Consider the following 14,848-nt stretch of genomic DNA (forward strand, 5'->3'; position numbering starts at 1 on the left):
CACTCCTTTTCATATTTTTTCACCAAAAATTGGAAGTAAAAAGACATAAAAAAGCGCATTACCCATATAGAGGTAATGCGCTTAATAATAGACAATACAATACGTAAAAGTCTGCTATTAAATCATTTCCGGTCTAATGGTAGGTATGAAAAAATTATTAAGTCAACAACGCTATTTTTTAAACGAATCATTTTGTCATACCTCCATTTCCATTTTTTTGTGTATATTAACAGTAGCATACCGAAAATTTAATTGTCAATACTTTTCGAATTTTTATAATGAATGAACAATTGCACCTAACACAACACTTATGAGAACCACTTTGTATGGTGCTAATTTAAACACAACTAAAAGTGTAAAAGTAATTAAAACAATAACAAAATCAATAGGACTATTCACAGCGCTCGTGAATACCGGATCATAAAGTGCTGCAAGAAGAATACCTACAACAGCTGCATTAACTCCCTTTAAAGCGGCTTGAATCCCTTTTTTAGAACGAATAATTGACCAAAATGGCAATGTGCCAATGACTAATAAAAATGATGGCAGGAACATCGCAAAAACTGCGATCAATGCTCCACCTGTACCAGCAGTTATTTGTCCTAAAAAACCAGCGATTGTGAATAATGGTCCAGGTACAGCTTGCGCTGCTCCATATCCAGTAAGGAACATATCCGCAGACACATCTACTTCCCTTTGTAGCATCGGTAATACAACATGACCACCACCAAATACAATAGATCCAACTCGGTAATAAGTATCAAAAATTGTATAGTATACAGATTGTACAAATGGCTTTAATAAAGGCAGTAAAGTAAGCAATACAAAAAACAATATCCAACTAATTAGTCCAGTCTTTTTCCCAAAGCTTAGCTTCATCTCAGGAGCGGAATCGATTGAAGCATTTTTGAAATAGAAATAACCAAAAATGCCCGCAATAAGAATAATTGCTATTTGTCCAACTGCAGTAGGAAAAAGTAACGTGAGTATTGCGCATCCTATTGCAATCGTAATCCTTATATTATCTGGAGCTAATGATTTTTGCATACCCATTAAGGCATGTGCAACAACAGCAACCGCCACTATTTTTAACCCTTGGATCCATCCACTATCAAATGATCCTGAACTTGAAATGAATGCAGCAAATAACATTAATAGTATTACTGATGGCATAGTAAATCCAATCCATGAAATAATGCCTCCCAGTAATCCGCCTCTTATCAATCCAATAGAGATTCCTACTTGAGAGGAGGCTGGTCCCGGTAAAAACTGGCACAAAGCAACGATATCCGCATACAATTTGTCATCTAACCATTTTCTTTTATCGACGTACTCGTCCCGAAAATATCCTATATGAGCAGCTGGTCCTCCGAATGATGTTAAACCAAGTTTTGTTGACGCCTTAAGTATTTCTAAATATCTGTTTTTCATCTGAACCTCCTCAATATATTAATCTCTATTATCTAATATATATGAGATGATATATATTAAGTTTTTGTAAATTTTGTTAACAGAATATCTCAATATAAAGTAGAAAGATTTGTAATTTCTTTTTTTATATTTTATTATTAAACGTATAAACTATTTTTTAGAAAACAGGAGGTGTACACTTTGTCTTACCCCTCATTTGGGTTAGGGACAAAGTAATTATTTGGACATAGCCATACGATTGACAGCGTTTGCTGTCTTAATCGCATTCACTGCATTTTTCGTTGCGAGTGAGTTTGCAATTGTAAAAGTAAGAACTACAAGAATTGATCAGCTTATTGCTGAAGGGAACACTAAGGCGATAAATGCCAAAAAAGTAGTTTCCAATCTGGATGAATATCTATCTGCCTGTCAGCTTGGAATCACCATAACAGCCTTAGGGTTAGGGTGGCTTGGAGAACCGACAATTGAACGGATTCTACATCCGGCATTTAATTATTTTGAGCTCCCAGAGAGTGTTGCCTCTTTACTTTCATTTATTATTGCATTCTCTCTTGTAACGTATATTCATGTAGTTGTAGGAGAGTTAACACCAAAGACTTTTGCCATTCAAAGGTCTGAACAAATTACATTAGCAGTAGCAAAACCGCTTATCATTTTTGATAAACTTATGTATCCAGTTATTCACGGTATGAATGGTTCCGCACGTTTTCTAGCAACTAAAGTATTTGGTTTAGATGCTGTTTCAGAATCTGAGGTTGCTCATTCCGAAGAAGAGCTTCGTATGATACTTTCTGATAGCTTTAAAGGCGGAGAGATCAATCAAGCCGAATACAAATACGTAAATAAAATTTTCGAATTTGATGATCGCATTGCAAAAGAAATTATGGTTCCACGCACGGAAATAACTTCTATTGATAAAGATTTTACGTTAGATGAGGTATTTCAGCTAATCGGTGTAGAACAATATACAAGATATCCAATAACTGATGGGGACAAAGATCATATTATTGGACTTGTTAATATGAAAAATCTATTAACGGCATATATAAAAGATCCTACAAATGCAACAACACCCGTAAGCGATTATATGCAACCAATTATCCGAGTTATTGAGAATATGCCAATTGCTGATTTATTACTTAAGATACAACGTGAACGAATTCATATGGCAATCTTAATGGATGAATATGGTGGTACTTCTGGACTTGTGACTATAGAAGATATTATCGAGGAAATCGTTGGCGATATTCGTGATGAATTTGATACTGATGAACTTCCAGAAGTTCAAAAGTTAGAAGAAAATCATTATATTGTTGATGCCAAGATGTTAATCGAAAATGTTAATGACCTACTAGGTATCGATATCGATGAAGAGGATATTGATACTATCGGTGGTTGGTTTATGACGAAAAGCTACGAAACAATTAAAGGTGAAAAAATTCAAGAACAAGGCTATGATTTCATGATCAAAGAGGTTGACGGGCACCACATTCAATACTTAGAGATTATTAAATCTGCTCCTCCAGTTGAAGAACTAGAACCTATAGTTGAATAACAAAATCATTATAGCTCATAATAAAACGACTCTCATTTGAGGGTCGTTTTCCTATGTCTATAATTGTTGAAAAGAGGAAACTTTGTGGAGCTATATACAAACTTACGTGAAGGGGAAAAAGGTGCCTGGATAAGTATTAGTATTTATCTACTGTTGAGTACACTTAAGCTAACCATTGGTATCATCGGATCTTCAGAGGCCTTAAAAGCAGATGGCCTAAATAATTTTACAGATATTATTGCCTCTGTCGCTATATTAATCGGACTGCGTATTTCTCAAAAACCACCCGATAGTCATCATCAATATGGACATTTACGTGCTGAAACTATTGCTTCGCTTGTAGCTGCGTTCATCATGGCTTTTATCGGAATCCAAGTACTTATTCAAGCAATTCAACATCTTGCTAACCCTATTGAAGAAACTCCTTCACTTCTAACCGCTATTGTTGGATTAGTTAGTGCTATTATTATGTATGTTGTCTATAGATATAATTTACAGCTAGGAAATCGTATAAACAGTGCTGCTTTAAAAGCTGCAGCCTATGACAATCGATCAGATGCATTAGTTAGTATCGGTGCAACCATTGGTATAGTCGGATCTATTTTAGGGTTTCCAATTTTAGATGGAATAACTGCCCTACTAGTCGGGGTAATCATTATCTATACGGCCTATACCATTTTTCATGACGCAGCCTACACATTATCTGATGGCTTTAATGTAGAGGAAGCCGAATCTTTGTCTACAATAGTAAGACTCGTCGAGGGTGTTGATGAACTAACGGATTTTAAAGCGAGAATGCATGGAAATTTGATGTTTGTCGATCTCACTGTAACAGTAGATCCAAATTTAAATGTTGTGAATAGCCATCGTATTACAGAGGAAATAGAACAACGTATAATGAAGGTAAAGCCATTTTCCGTTATCCTAGTGCATATTGAACCAAATATGGACACGCTTGGTGATGGTTAAGAAGATTTGTGAGTTTTATTTCCGTGCGTATCTCTGTTTGTATGCGCAACGAATCGAACTAACAAAAAAACACGGTGGATCGCATGCTCATTGCGATTCTCCGTGTTTTTTACTGTCCGCTTGGTTCTGTTAAACCATGTTTTACTGCATAAAGGGCGGCTTGTGTACGATCCTGAACATGCAGTTTGGCGAATATATTGGAAATATGCGTTTTAACTGTTTTTTCGGTTACAAACAATGAGGATGCTATTTCTCTATTACTTTTTCCTTTTGTCAATTCAGATAATACATCCTGCTCCCTAGGAGTTAACGGATGCTCCTCGTGAGGATTAGGTACAACTGGCTCCCACTCCTTTTCTAACTGCGTTGTTGCCTCCGGGTGTAATGTATTTTCACCTCGCATTAGCTTTCGAATTGCATCGGCAAGGTCATCTGGTTCTATATCCTTTAGCTGATATCCCGCTGCTCCAGCTTTTAAGGCAGGTATCACATGATCTCTATCTGAGAAACTAGTAAGCATTAGTATTTGAATCTCTGGGTCTGTAGCCTTAATGCGTTTCGTTGCTTCTATTCCGTCCATTACTGGCATGACTAGATCCATCAATATGACATCGGGCTTCAAATTTGCTGTTAGCTGCACAGCTTCTTTCCCGTTTGTAGCCTCGCCTACAATATCCATATCCTTCTGCGTTTTTAGAAAAAACATTAATCCTCTTCTTACAACGTGATGGTCATCTGCAATTAGTACACGTATCATAACTATTCCCCCCTAATAAGGTAACCGCACTAATATTTCTGTTCCTTTTTCCCACTCCGTTACCCAATCCACCGTTCCATCAACAAAATTTGCTCTATCTTTCATGCTTTGTAAACCGATTGAATGTAGTTTTTTAGGCTCTTTCATATGGAAACCACACCCTTCATCTTTTACAACTAATAAAACATCCGTAGGAGTAACCGTTAAATATAGTTCTGCTTGAAGTACACCAGAATGCTTACGAACATTATTAAGTGCTTCCTGAGCAATTCGAAATAGTGTTTCTTCAATAATTGCAGGGAGATTAATAACTCCCTTTACCTTCACTGTCAATGAAAGTCCTAAAATATCTCCGTATCCTTTAAGACCTTCGATAATACCTGATTCCAATCCTTTTGGACGTAGTTGCCATATGAGTGCACGCATCTCTGTAAGTGCTTCCTGCGTTAAATACTGTATTTCTTTAAAGGTATCTTTTATTTCCTGCTGTTCCGTCATTTCTACTCCTCCGCGAGCAGTCAGAGTTACAGAGAATAACAATTGGTTAACCGAGTCATGTAAATCTCGTGCAAGTCTATTACGCTCCTGTACAAGAGCTACCTGCTGCTCCTGTTTAGTAAGGAAGATTCGCTTTATAGCTGACCCGATTTGAAAGGCTACAGATTCTAGTAACGCAAGTTCTCCCTCTGAGAACCGTATAGTATTCGGTGTCGCTACATTTAATAGCCCGAAGCTTTCTTGCCCTGATTGTAACGGAACTGTTGCATGATGCGTAATACCGCCACTATCTTCATTACTCATTTTTCTTGCGTTGACAATTCTTTTACACTCTATAATATTTGATGCCTTTTTTAGCTCCCCATTTTGAAATCTTGAAACACACCAACATCCACCTTTCTGTAAATGTCTACAGTCATTTTGCTTTAATGCATTCGGCAAATTTTCATGTGCAATTAGTTGTTGCTTACCTTTTTCATCAATAAAAAATATCCAACCCGTTTCAAATAATGTACCTTCTAATAGTTTATGCAAGGCACCTTGTAGCATTTTTTCCATTTCAGTTTCTTCATTTAATAATTCTGCTATTTCTTTTAGTAGTTCAATGTTCGAGAGTTCATTTGATAGCATGTAAACTCCTCCAAGTATGTAATTCATCTAATTCCATATTATCACTAATCCACAATTCACTGTAGGGTCTCGATATCATACTTTTGACCGAAAAAAACAGGAAAGTAAAGCATCGGTACGTTTAAGAACAGAAATCTAGAAATGCCATCTATTTCCGCTCCGGGCGGACGCTTTCCGTGGGCGTTGCCTCAGCCTCCTCGCTCCGCTGCGGGGTCTTCACCTAACGCTTTCCCACTGGAGTCGCCGCCCTGCGCTCCAATTAACAATGTCCACTTGAAGTAAACGGATAATTGAATACAATATTATTTACTAATTCATAATTTATTTGAAAATAAGTAGTGTTGAAATGGACTCTAGTACATAGAATTTTTACTGTCTTCATCTAGCGTTGGATTTAGAATGACCAATTCAACAGAGTTTACAAACATGAAACGGAAATCACAGGATTATTCGTTCTTTAAGCCCCATGAACCCAGTGCTCACTCTACATTTATATATATTTTCTTTTGAAAAAAAACAGGAAAAGCAAGTTCACTTTTCCTGTTTCTCTATTATTCTTCTAAATAACGATTCATCTTCAATGAAAAATCATCTTGTAAAGCTTTTAGTTTTTTGGAACTTTCTGCTTCTGACCCACTAAGCACTCCGAAATAATATTTAACTTTTGGCTCTGTTCCGCTTGGTCTCACACAAACCCATGAGCCGTCTGCTAGGAAGTACTTAATAACGTTTGATTTTGGCAGGAATATTTCCTCTGTTTCTCGGCCATCTGTGAATGTTCTAACTAAGTGCAAGTAATCCTCTTGGGAAAGAACAGTAATTCCGGCAACCTCCGTAATTCTGTTTACACGAACCTGCTCAAGTAAGTTTTGAATTGAATTCGCTCCACTTACTCCTTTTTTCGTAACAGATCTGAGTCCTTCCAAATAGAAACCATGTCTTTCATATAACTGAGATAATACGTCGAGTAGAGTCTTACCTTGTTTTTTATAATAGGAAGCAGCTTCTATTATCGCAAGCACACTTTGTACTGCATCTTTGTCACGTGCAAAGTTTTTTATCAAATAACCATAACTTTCTTCATATCCAAATAAAAACTCAAACTCTTTGGTCTCTTCATATTTCTTAATCTTTTCACCGATAAATTTGAAACCAGTTAATACATCTTCTGTACTAACGCCGTAATATTCGGCTATTACCCGTCCTAAATCAGAAGTAACAATGGTTTTAAATACCCGCCCATTAGCAGGTATATTCCCTTTTGCTTTACGCTGTGACAAGAGATATTCGATTAATATTGCCCCTGTTTGATTGCCCGTTAAAAGCTCATATTTAGAAGCAGTTTTGACAGCAATACCTACGCGATCACCATCTGGATCGACTGCTATTAGAATATCAGCACCATTTTTCTCTCCATATTGAATAGCGTATTCAAAAGCACTTTGCTCTTCTGGATTTGGAGATTCCACTGTTGGGAAATCTCCATTTGGCTCCATTTGTTCCTCTACATAGGAGATATGCTCGTAGCCAACCTCACTTAATATTCTCTTAACCGTTTTTCCAGATGCTCCATGTAAAGGAGTGAATACTACTTTCAAGTCAGAAGATGATGCGAATTCTCCATTTTCCTGAACTGTTTTTAACGCATCCATATATGCTTGATCCATTATCTCATCTAACTGAATTACTAATTTTTTATCTGGATTTCGTTGATCGATATGGATTGCATCTCCCGCATCATTTACGTGTTGGATAACTACTTCGGCGTCTTCTAGATTTAACTGTGCTCCATCCTCGCCATAAACCTTGTACCCATTATATTCAGGAGGATTATGACTTGCAGTAATGACTATTCCCATGAATGCATGTAAATGTCTTACTGAAAATGAAAGCTGGGGTGTAGTTCTAGGTTCATTGAATAGATAAGCTTTTATACCATTAGATGCTAGTGTATTAGCTGCTTCCAGCGCAAATTCGGGAGAGTACCTACGACTATCATATGCAATAACTACTCCACGCTCCATCGCTTCTGCTCCAGCCCCTTTAATATAAGAAGCAAGTCCAGTGGTCGCTTTACGAACAGTATACGTATTTATACGATTCGTACCAGCACCGATCTCCCCTCGCATCCCGCCAGTTCCGAACTCTAAGTCGCGGTAGAATGCATCTTCCATTTTTCTTTCATCTTTTGTTAGGAGTTGAAGATCCTCCTTCCAATTTGACTCTAGCTCTGAGAAGTTATTCCATTGGTCAAATAGTTGTCTATATCGCATTCGCTTGTTAACCCCTCTCTATCATTTTTTATAATTGACACTATATATATCATGACGTCTATCTTTTAATTGTTTGACCGTCCCGTCTTGACGTTGACGTCGTAAGATTTCTAAATCTACATCTCCTATTAAAACCATTTCTACATTCGGCTCAGTTTCCCCTACGATGCCATCTCGGGCAAATTCAAAGTCAGATGGTGCGAAAATAGCAGATTGTGCATATTGAATATCCATATTTTCTGTTTGCGGTAAGTTTCCAACTGTCCCTGAAATAACTGTATAGATTTGATTTTCAATTGCCCGTGCTTGTGCACAATAACGAACACGCAGGTAACCTTGACGATCCTCTGTACAAAATGGTGAGAAAATAATATTCGCACCCATATCTGTTGCTATACGTGCAAGCTCTGGAAACTCTATATCATAACAAATTTGAATCGCAATTTTACCACAATCCGTATCAAATACTTGAACGGAGTCACCTGCACTAATTCCCCACCATTTGCGTTCGTTCGGTGTAATATGGATTTTATATTGCTTATCAATTGCACCATCTCGGTGGAATAAATAAGCGATATTATATATTTCCTCATTTTCTTCTTCCACAAAGTGAGAGCCGGCAATAATATTAATATTGTAACGGATCGATAAATCTGAAAACAACTCCATATATTGCGGAGTGTACTCCGTCAATTTACGAACCGCCTGACTTGGTGATGGTTCATTCAAGAAAGACATTAGCTGTGTAGTAAAGATTTCCGGAAACACAACAAAATCAGATTGAGCATCGGACGCCACATCAACAAAATATTCACATTGGTTAGCAAACTCTTCAAATGAATTAATTTTACGCATCATATACTGCACAGCACAAATTCTTACAGGATAGCTCGTTTTGAAATGACGTTTCGAAAGTGGGATATAATCAACATTATTCCACTCCATCAGTGTCGCATATTTGGCAGATGCTCTGTCATCTGGTAGATAATTAGGATTAATACGCATCAATGTAAAGCCATTCATTAATTGGAATGTTAAAACTGGATCATATATTTTATGGCGAGAAACAGACGTCACGTATTCCCTTGGTGACATTTCATCCGCAAATTTATGATAGTTTGGAATACGCCCTCCAATAATTATTGATTTTAAATTGAATTGTCTTGCAATATCTTTTCTACCCTCATATAAACGTTGACCAACCTTCATTCTTCTATATTCTGGGTGTACCATTACCTCGATCCCGTATAAGTTATATCCTTCGGGATTATGGTTTGTAATATATCCTGCATCTGTCACATCCGACCAGGAATGGCGGTCATCATACTCATCAAAATTAATAATAAGACTTGAACAAGAACCAATTACTTTTCCGTCTAGCTCAGCAACTAACTGCCCTTCTGGGAAAATAGTTAAGTGACTACGTAAATGGGCAACTTTCCATGGATCCATACCCGGAAAACATAAACGCTGAATTTCTAAAATTGACTCTATATCAGAAAAAGACATTTGTCTTATAATCATGCTTTGTTCAAACTGAGATAAATCAAATTCCTCTGTCATTTTATCGGCTCCTCTTTTATTAAGTAACTTTCATTATATAGCTCTTTTCACTTCAGATAAAATATTTTACATGTAATTAAAGAAGCCTTATACTTTAATTTGAGTTCAAAGTAATTTAAAGGAGTTCATATGACAAAAAAAATAGAAAATCTACTATTATTTATGTGGACCGTTGCTTTAACTGCAACGTTAGGTTCCCTCTATTTTTCAGAGATAAGAGGGTACGAACCCTGTGATCTATGTTGGTACCAACGTATACTCATGTATCCACTTGTGCTAATATTGGGAGTTGCATACATTCAAAAGAATCCGAAAATCGCAGTAACCTCACTTGTATTCTCTGTGATCGGTGGATGTATTTCTGCCTATCATTATAGCATTCAAAAACTGACTTTCATGCAAGAATCGGCACCAGCTTGTGGGAGAGTTGCTTGTACAGGGGAATATATAAACTATGCAGGCTTTATAACAATTCCATTTTTAGCTCTAGTTGCATTTATTTTAATCGCAATTACAAGTGTTATTGTATGGAGAAACATCAAGGAGGAAAAATAACTTGAAGAAACTACTTATTTTTGGTGGTATTATTATTGCAATCTTTGTATTAATCTTTGTTTTAAACTCTCAGAAAAACAAGGATGCGTTAGCTAATAACCCATACGATACCGACAACTTAAAGCAATCTACCATCGATCTTATCGATGACCCAAACTATCAGAACATTATTTTACCAGAAGACTTGGAGAAAAAGATTGCTACTGGGGAACCTGTTACGGCTTATTTCTTCAGCCCAGAATGTGTACATTGCCAAGAAATGACACCACGTCTATCTCCACTTGCTGAAAAAAATGACATTGAAATCGTCAAATATAATGTACTTGAATATGAAAAAGGATGGAATGACTACCTTATCCAAGCAACACCAACAATGATTTATTTTGAAGATGGCAAAGAGGTTGTAAGAGTAGAAGGTGCCATTTCTAATGAACAGATTCAAGAGTTCTTTGATGAAGTCGTTTTAAAATAACCAAAAGGGTCATGTCGAGTAGACAGGCCCTTTTTTTAAAGGAGCGGGAAAATTAATGATTCATACATTCACTTATACTATCCAAGAGGATGGTTTAACGATCGACAGTCTTTTCCAAGAAAAGTGGAAGCTAGGTAAAAAGTTAATACATGAACTACGTATGCAAAAGGCCGTGAGCAATAAGAACGAAGAACTTCTTCAATGGAAACTTCCGAACAAAAAAGGGGATGTACTTGTCATTAAATGGGAAGGAGAATCCTCTAACTATCTTCTTTCCGATCAAATCCCTTTGTATGTGGCGTATGAGGATGAGTATTTACTAATTGCCTCTAAACCACGTGGTGTATCCACGCATCCAAACGAAGAAGGTCAAAATCATACCTTTATGAACACTGTAACAAATTATTTACACAGTAAAGGTCATCATTACGGGGAACATGTACATCGCATCGATGAAGGCACTAAGGGATTAATCGTCATTGCAAAAAATCCACTTGTCAAAGGTATGCTTGATCGAATGTTGGAAAATAAAACAATCGTCCGCACCTATGAAGCAATAGTAGAAGGCCAAGTAAAAAATCAGCATGGTACTATTCGAGCAGCTATTGGAAACGACCGTCACCATCCAACTCGAAAAAGAGTATCACCATCTGGGCAAAATGCGATCACTCATTATGAAGTTGCAGGAAAGCATGAACAGTTCACGAAAATACATGCAATTTTAGAAACTGGACGGACGCACCAAATCCGTGTCCACTTAGCTCACTTAGGACATCCAATTGTAGGAGACGAACTATATGGCGCTAAAAAAACACCTACTAAAATGTATGAGCTACATGCATTTAAAGTTCAATTTAACCATCCAATAACAGGCGAAGTGCTAGTTGTTGAAGATAAAAGATAATAGGCATAGAATAACGGAAAATGTTGCACAAACGATAAAGCAGATGAGGGATTTCACATCTCATCTGCTTTTTTCAAGTATATTCTTAATTCCAGTTTCCATCTTCTTCATTAAGAATAGAAACTCATAAATCCTAAAAACAATACTATTGTTTATTTTTTATTCAATTTAGAGTAAGCTTCAATAAGCTTTTCTACTGGAATATTATCTATCTTCATACCAGTCAAGTCACACTTTTGTATTTCTACATTTCTAAGATTACAGTTACTAAGTTTACTGCCTTCAAGGTCACATCTTTCAAATGAGATTGCCTTATTTTCATCCCCCAGATTTGTATCAATGAAATTAACCCCGCCTAAAGTGACAAATATCATTTCACTGTTGGATAAATTTAAATCGGCATACAGGGAATTTCTAAGATTAATATTTTGGAACTTTGAGTGACTAAGATTACAATTGCTAATATGACTGTTCATTAGATTACTGTTACTATATGAGCTTCCTTCTAAATTTACTCCATAACACTCCGTATTTGTCATATCGCAATTCACGTATTGAATACTCGAAATATTTTTATTTTCAACTAAGTTTTCACTTTCTGATGAAATCTCTATCGTCTTTAGATAACCATATTCTTCTTCAGACTCAAAGTTTGTTCTATAACCCATTTTTTCATAAAAGTAGTGATTGTTAATTTGCTTACTTGATGTTTCAAGATCCCAATTTCTTATATTATAATACTTTTCCTCTACCAAATTTATTACTCTTGAACCAATTCCTTTGCCTTGTAAGTTCGGGTCAATATAAATACGATCAATTCTCCCAAAACTTCTACCAGAAATAGTTATTATAACTCCACCGATAATTTCTTTATCTTTTAAGACTTTAAAATACTCCAATTCCCTAATCATATACTTAGTCATTTCAATAGAAGAATATCCAGGTGGCTGAATATTATAATCAATTACATCATCTTGATTTGGTAGCCACTTTTTCACTTCTTCATCAAAAGTTCTTTTCATAATTTCTGTAAGTTTTTCTGCATCCGCTATGGTTGCTTTTTCAATGGATATAAATAACACTAGGTATTCTCCTTTAGTCTTTTCTATTGTATTACTGTGTAATAAAAAAATCATCTCACTTCTAGGAAATCTAAAAGGGGGAGATGACTTTAATCAAACTTTGTAAAAATTATTATTTTTTACAAAGCTACTTAAATGTTTTTATCCAACTTCACTTCAAACTTAGGATTTGTTACATACTCCAAATATTTTATCTTGCCACTAAAGCTTTCATATGCCTCGTATCGTGCTCTAACAGCAGGGGCAGTTATGAATTCTAGTACTCTCTCCTTCTGAACCCAACAACTCTCAGAAGTTTCCTCGGAGGTACTTAACACTCCACCAATAGGCTTACCTACAAAATCGAACATTACTTTAGTAGGCACATCTGTAACTTCGTCATACCATTTATAGATTCCAGTATTTGAATAGGTTCCTATTAAGTGACCTACTTCAATATCAATTCCACTTTCTTCTTTTACTTCTCGAACTAACGCATCTATTAGATTTTCTCCAACTTCCACTTGTCCACCAGGATAGACCCATCCTCCATGCTGCGTTTTTACTAAAAGAATTTCTCCTTGCTCATTTTCAACAATTCCCCCAACAGCTACAATATGCGTAGGCATAATCATTCTATTTACCCCCCTTGTTATTTCTACCCTTTCTTTTATATATAAAAGTCCAAATAAAAAAGCCACATAATATAATGTAACCCCCAATTCTAATAACATCATGCGTTTCCCTAGGTAAAACTAAAAATAAAACAGCTGAAATAATCCCTGTTGGAAGTACAATATAAAACCACATACGAACAATGGGATTGCGAAAACTGACTTCAAAACGATCCTGTTCATCCATCATAATTCTTCTCTTGATGCATGCCTCTCATATTTGTTCCATTTATTGAAGTTATAGTAAAATTGGATAACTTCTCCGATAATACAAATGCTGAAGAATACAATGACTATATTAGTGGGCCATAATGGATATCGGGATATAATAAAGAAACATACGATGTAAATTGGAAGTGACCATAGCGTGCGAAGCATTCTTCTTCTATAGCTCAACTGAAAATAAGGAAATGCAAATCCCTTATCAGTCTTAGGTTCATTCTTATAAACAACCCAAAGAACAATATTGACAAAGATACATACACCAGTAATTACACAAAAAATCAATATCGTTGAACTAGAAATAATAATCACTCCTTAAAGTTATTTCACTTGAAAATCAAACTCTTATCAGCTTTCGGACAAAAAGTTTTTGGCCATAAAATAAGCACTAGCAGTGAACAACTGCGTTTTAATCTCATTCGTTTTTATTAGAGATCCTAATAACTCAAAATCAATCAGCTTTATATTTATCTGTTCGGTTTCATCTAAATCTTGTTCATATTGTTTAACTGCATCTTGTAAAAGAAAGGTTTTAATTTTGTTATTTTGTGTGGCGGGATTTATCATAAATTCACCTAGCAAAATAGGTTTCAGATGTGAAACATAGCCAGTGTCTTCTTTAATTTCTCTAATAATGCCTTCCTCGTCCGTCTCATTGTTTTCTTTTTTTCCTGCTGGAATTTCAAAGTAATTATCATTTCCAGCATGTCTATATTGTTCGACAAGCACCATTTGGTTTTCTTTTGAAAGCACAACTGCATTCACCCAATCGGAATATTCATTTACAAAATAATCATTGATCACAATCCCATTGGGGAGTTCACATGTATCTTTTCTAATATTTCCATAAGGGCTTTTATGAACATATTCAGACTTTAACATTTTCCACTGTTTCATATTTATCACCTTCTAATGCTTTATTTCATCATTGTTAGAAATGATTCCTAACCAATTGCCGTTCATCAATGCAGAATAATTGCGAATAGGATATACAAAACCCCTAATACTATTTCTCTTCCTATAATTTTCTTACTTTCTTTCTGTAGATAACTTTCTATTCCTTCTAAGATGGAATTAATTCCTACAAACACGAACACTAACTTCACATAGAAAATATCAATACCGTTTATAATGGCCATTACTAACATTGCAATCATCAAGCCTAGCAATAACAGTTTTAGTATTATGAATGGTGTACTACTTTTTTTCTTATTAGTCTTTTCAAAAAATATATTCATCAAGGGACCTCATCTAATATTTATTAAACTATATTACTAATACGTC

General features: G+C 35.7%; 15 protein-coding genes. 5 read left to right on the forward strand and 10 right to left on the reverse strand.

Translation table 11 applies throughout. The annotated features are described in order from the left end of the window. Window positions 1-273: 273 nt before the first annotated feature. Window positions 274-1,431, reverse strand: a complete 1,158-nt coding sequence (gene chrA / locus MKY60_RS15470; protein ID WP_241598950.1) for a chromate efflux transporter — start codon at window positions 1,429-1,431, stop codon at window positions 274-276. 220 nt (window positions 1,432-1,651) lie between these two features. Between chrA and MKY60_RS15475 the strand changes: the two genes are divergently transcribed. Both MKY60_RS15475 and MKY60_RS15480 read left to right on the forward strand, forming a co-directional pair. After that, complete coding sequence (locus MKY60_RS15475) at window positions 1,652-2,986, forward strand: hemolysin family protein (RefSeq protein WP_241598949.1); 1,335 nt, start codon at window positions 1,652-1,654, stop codon at window positions 2,984-2,986. A gap of 84 nt (window positions 2,987-3,070) precedes the next feature. Continuing rightward, window positions 3,071-3,955 carry a cation diffusion facilitator family transporter gene (locus tag MKY60_RS15480; RefSeq protein WP_241598948.1) on the forward strand — a complete coding sequence of 295 codons (885 nt, stop codon included), beginning with the start codon at window positions 3,071-3,073 and terminating at the stop codon, window positions 3,953-3,955. A gap of 109 nt (window positions 3,956-4,064) precedes the next feature. Here MKY60_RS15480 and MKY60_RS15485 read toward each other — a convergent pair whose 3' ends face one another. From MKY60_RS15485 to MKY60_RS15500, 4 genes are all read right to left on the reverse strand, one after another. Then, window positions 4,065-4,712, reverse strand: a complete 648-nt coding sequence (locus MKY60_RS15485; protein WP_090570229.1) for a response regulator — start codon at window positions 4,710-4,712, stop codon at window positions 4,065-4,067. Between the two features lie 12 nt (window positions 4,713-4,724). Continuing rightward, window positions 4,725-5,840, reverse strand: coding sequence for a GAF domain-containing sensor histidine kinase (locus MKY60_RS15490; RefSeq protein ID WP_090570232.1), 1,116 nt, complete (start codon window positions 5,838-5,840; stop codon window positions 4,725-4,727). Window positions 5,841-6,391: 551 nt separating this feature from the next. Next, window positions 6,392-8,113, reverse strand: coding sequence for a phospho-sugar mutase (locus tag MKY60_RS15495; protein ID WP_340930477.1), 1,722 nt, complete (start codon window positions 8,111-8,113; stop codon window positions 6,392-6,394). Between the two features lie 21 nt (window positions 8,114-8,134). Continuing rightward, entirely contained in the window at window positions 8,135-9,676 is a 1,542-nt protein-coding gene (locus tag MKY60_RS15500) for a carbon-nitrogen hydrolase family protein (RefSeq protein WP_090570238.1), read from the reverse strand. A 129-nt stretch (window positions 9,677-9,805) separates the two neighbouring features. On the opposite strand from MKY60_RS15500, the gene MKY60_RS15505 reads away from it, so the two are divergent. From MKY60_RS15505 to MKY60_RS15515, 3 genes are read left to right on the forward strand one after another with little or no spacing between them, the layout of a single operon-like run. Next, entirely contained in the window at window positions 9,806-10,231 is a 426-nt protein-coding gene (locus MKY60_RS15505) for a disulfide oxidoreductase (protein WP_340930478.1), read from the forward strand. A 1-nt stretch (window position 10,232) separates the two neighbouring features. Continuing rightward, entirely contained in the window at window positions 10,233-10,703 is a 471-nt protein-coding gene (locus tag MKY60_RS15510) for a thioredoxin family protein (RefSeq protein WP_340930479.1), read from the forward strand. 55 nt (window positions 10,704-10,758) lie between these two features. Next, window positions 10,759-11,607 (forward strand): RluA family pseudouridine synthase, encoded by an 849-nt coding sequence (locus MKY60_RS15515; protein ID WP_241598938.1) that lies wholly within the window; start codon window positions 10,759-10,761, stop codon window positions 11,605-11,607. A gap of 152 nt (window positions 11,608-11,759) precedes the next feature. Here MKY60_RS15515 and MKY60_RS15520 read toward each other — a convergent pair whose 3' ends face one another. The 5 genes from MKY60_RS15520 to MKY60_RS15540 all read right to left on the reverse strand — a co-directional run bounded on the left by MKY60_RS15520 (window position 11,760) and on the right by MKY60_RS15540 (window position 14,802). Then, on the reverse strand, window positions 11,760-12,689 hold the full coding sequence (locus MKY60_RS15520; protein WP_340930480.1) for a GNAT family N-acetyltransferase: 930 nt from the start codon (window positions 12,687-12,689) through the stop codon (window positions 11,760-11,762). Between the two features lie 131 nt (window positions 12,690-12,820). Continuing rightward, window positions 12,821-13,303 (reverse strand): NUDIX hydrolase, encoded by a 483-nt coding sequence (locus tag MKY60_RS15525; RefSeq protein WP_340930482.1) that lies wholly within the window; start codon window positions 13,301-13,303, stop codon window positions 12,821-12,823. A 1-nt stretch (window position 13,304) separates the two neighbouring features. Beyond that, on the reverse strand, window positions 13,305-13,532 hold the full coding sequence (locus tag MKY60_RS15530) for a hypothetical protein (protein WP_340930483.1): 228 nt from the start codon (window positions 13,530-13,532) through the stop codon (window positions 13,305-13,307). Between the two features lie 380 nt (window positions 13,533-13,912). After that, window positions 13,913-14,461: an NUDIX hydrolase gene (locus tag MKY60_RS15535; protein ID WP_340930484.1), complete on the reverse strand. Its 549-nt coding sequence runs from the start codon at window positions 14,459-14,461 to the stop codon at window positions 13,913-13,915. A 65-nt stretch (window positions 14,462-14,526) separates the two neighbouring features. After that, complete coding sequence (locus MKY60_RS15540) at window positions 14,527-14,802, reverse strand: hypothetical protein (protein ID WP_090570260.1); 276 nt, start codon at window positions 14,800-14,802, stop codon at window positions 14,527-14,529. Window positions 14,803-14,848: the final 46 nt, after the last annotated feature.

Source organism: Psychrobacillus sp. FSL K6-1415, from assembly GCF_038003185.1.
GTDB lineage: Bacteria > Bacillota > Bacilli > Bacillales_A > Planococcaceae > Psychrobacillus > Psychrobacillus psychrodurans.

Bases quoted from the DNA above. Each gene is read 5' to 3' on its own strand.
- chrA (WP_241598950.1), bottom strand. From the start codon at position 1,431: ATGAAAAACAGATATTTAGAAATACTTAAGGCGTCAACAAAACTTGGT.
- MKY60_RS15485 (WP_090570229.1), bottom strand. From the start codon at position 4,712: ATGATACGTGTACTAATTGCAGATGACCATCACGTTGTAAGAAGAGGA.
- MKY60_RS15490 (WP_090570232.1), bottom strand. From the start codon at position 5,840: ATGCTATCAAATGAACTCTCGAACATTGAACTACTAAAAGAAATAGCA.
- MKY60_RS15495 (WP_340930477.1), bottom strand. From the start codon at position 8,113: ATGCGATATAGACAACTATTTGACCAATGGAATAACTTCTCAGAGCTA.
- MKY60_RS15500 (WP_090570238.1), bottom strand. From the start codon at position 9,676: ATGACAGAGGAATTTGATTTATCTCAGTTTGAACAAAGCATGATTATA.
- MKY60_RS15505 (WP_340930478.1), top strand. From the start codon at position 9,806: ATGACAAAAAAAATAGAAAATCTACTATTATTTATGTGGACCGTTGCT.
- MKY60_RS15515 (WP_241598938.1), top strand. From the start codon at position 10,759: ATGATTCATACATTCACTTATACTATCCAAGAGGATGGTTTAACGATC.
- MKY60_RS15525 (WP_340930482.1), bottom strand. From the start codon at position 13,303: ATGATTATGCCTACGCATATTGTAGCTGTTGGGGGAATTGTTGAAAAT.
- MKY60_RS15530 (WP_340930483.1), bottom strand. From the start codon at position 13,532: ATGATGGATGAACAGGATCGTTTTGAAGTCAGTTTTCGCAATCCCATT.
- MKY60_RS15535 (WP_340930484.1), bottom strand. From the start codon at position 14,461: ATGAAACAGTGGAAAATGTTAAAGTCTGAATATGTTCATAAAAGCCCT.
- MKY60_RS15540 (WP_090570260.1), bottom strand. From the start codon at position 14,802: ATGAATATATTTTTTGAAAAGACTAATAAGAAAAAAAGTAGTACACCA.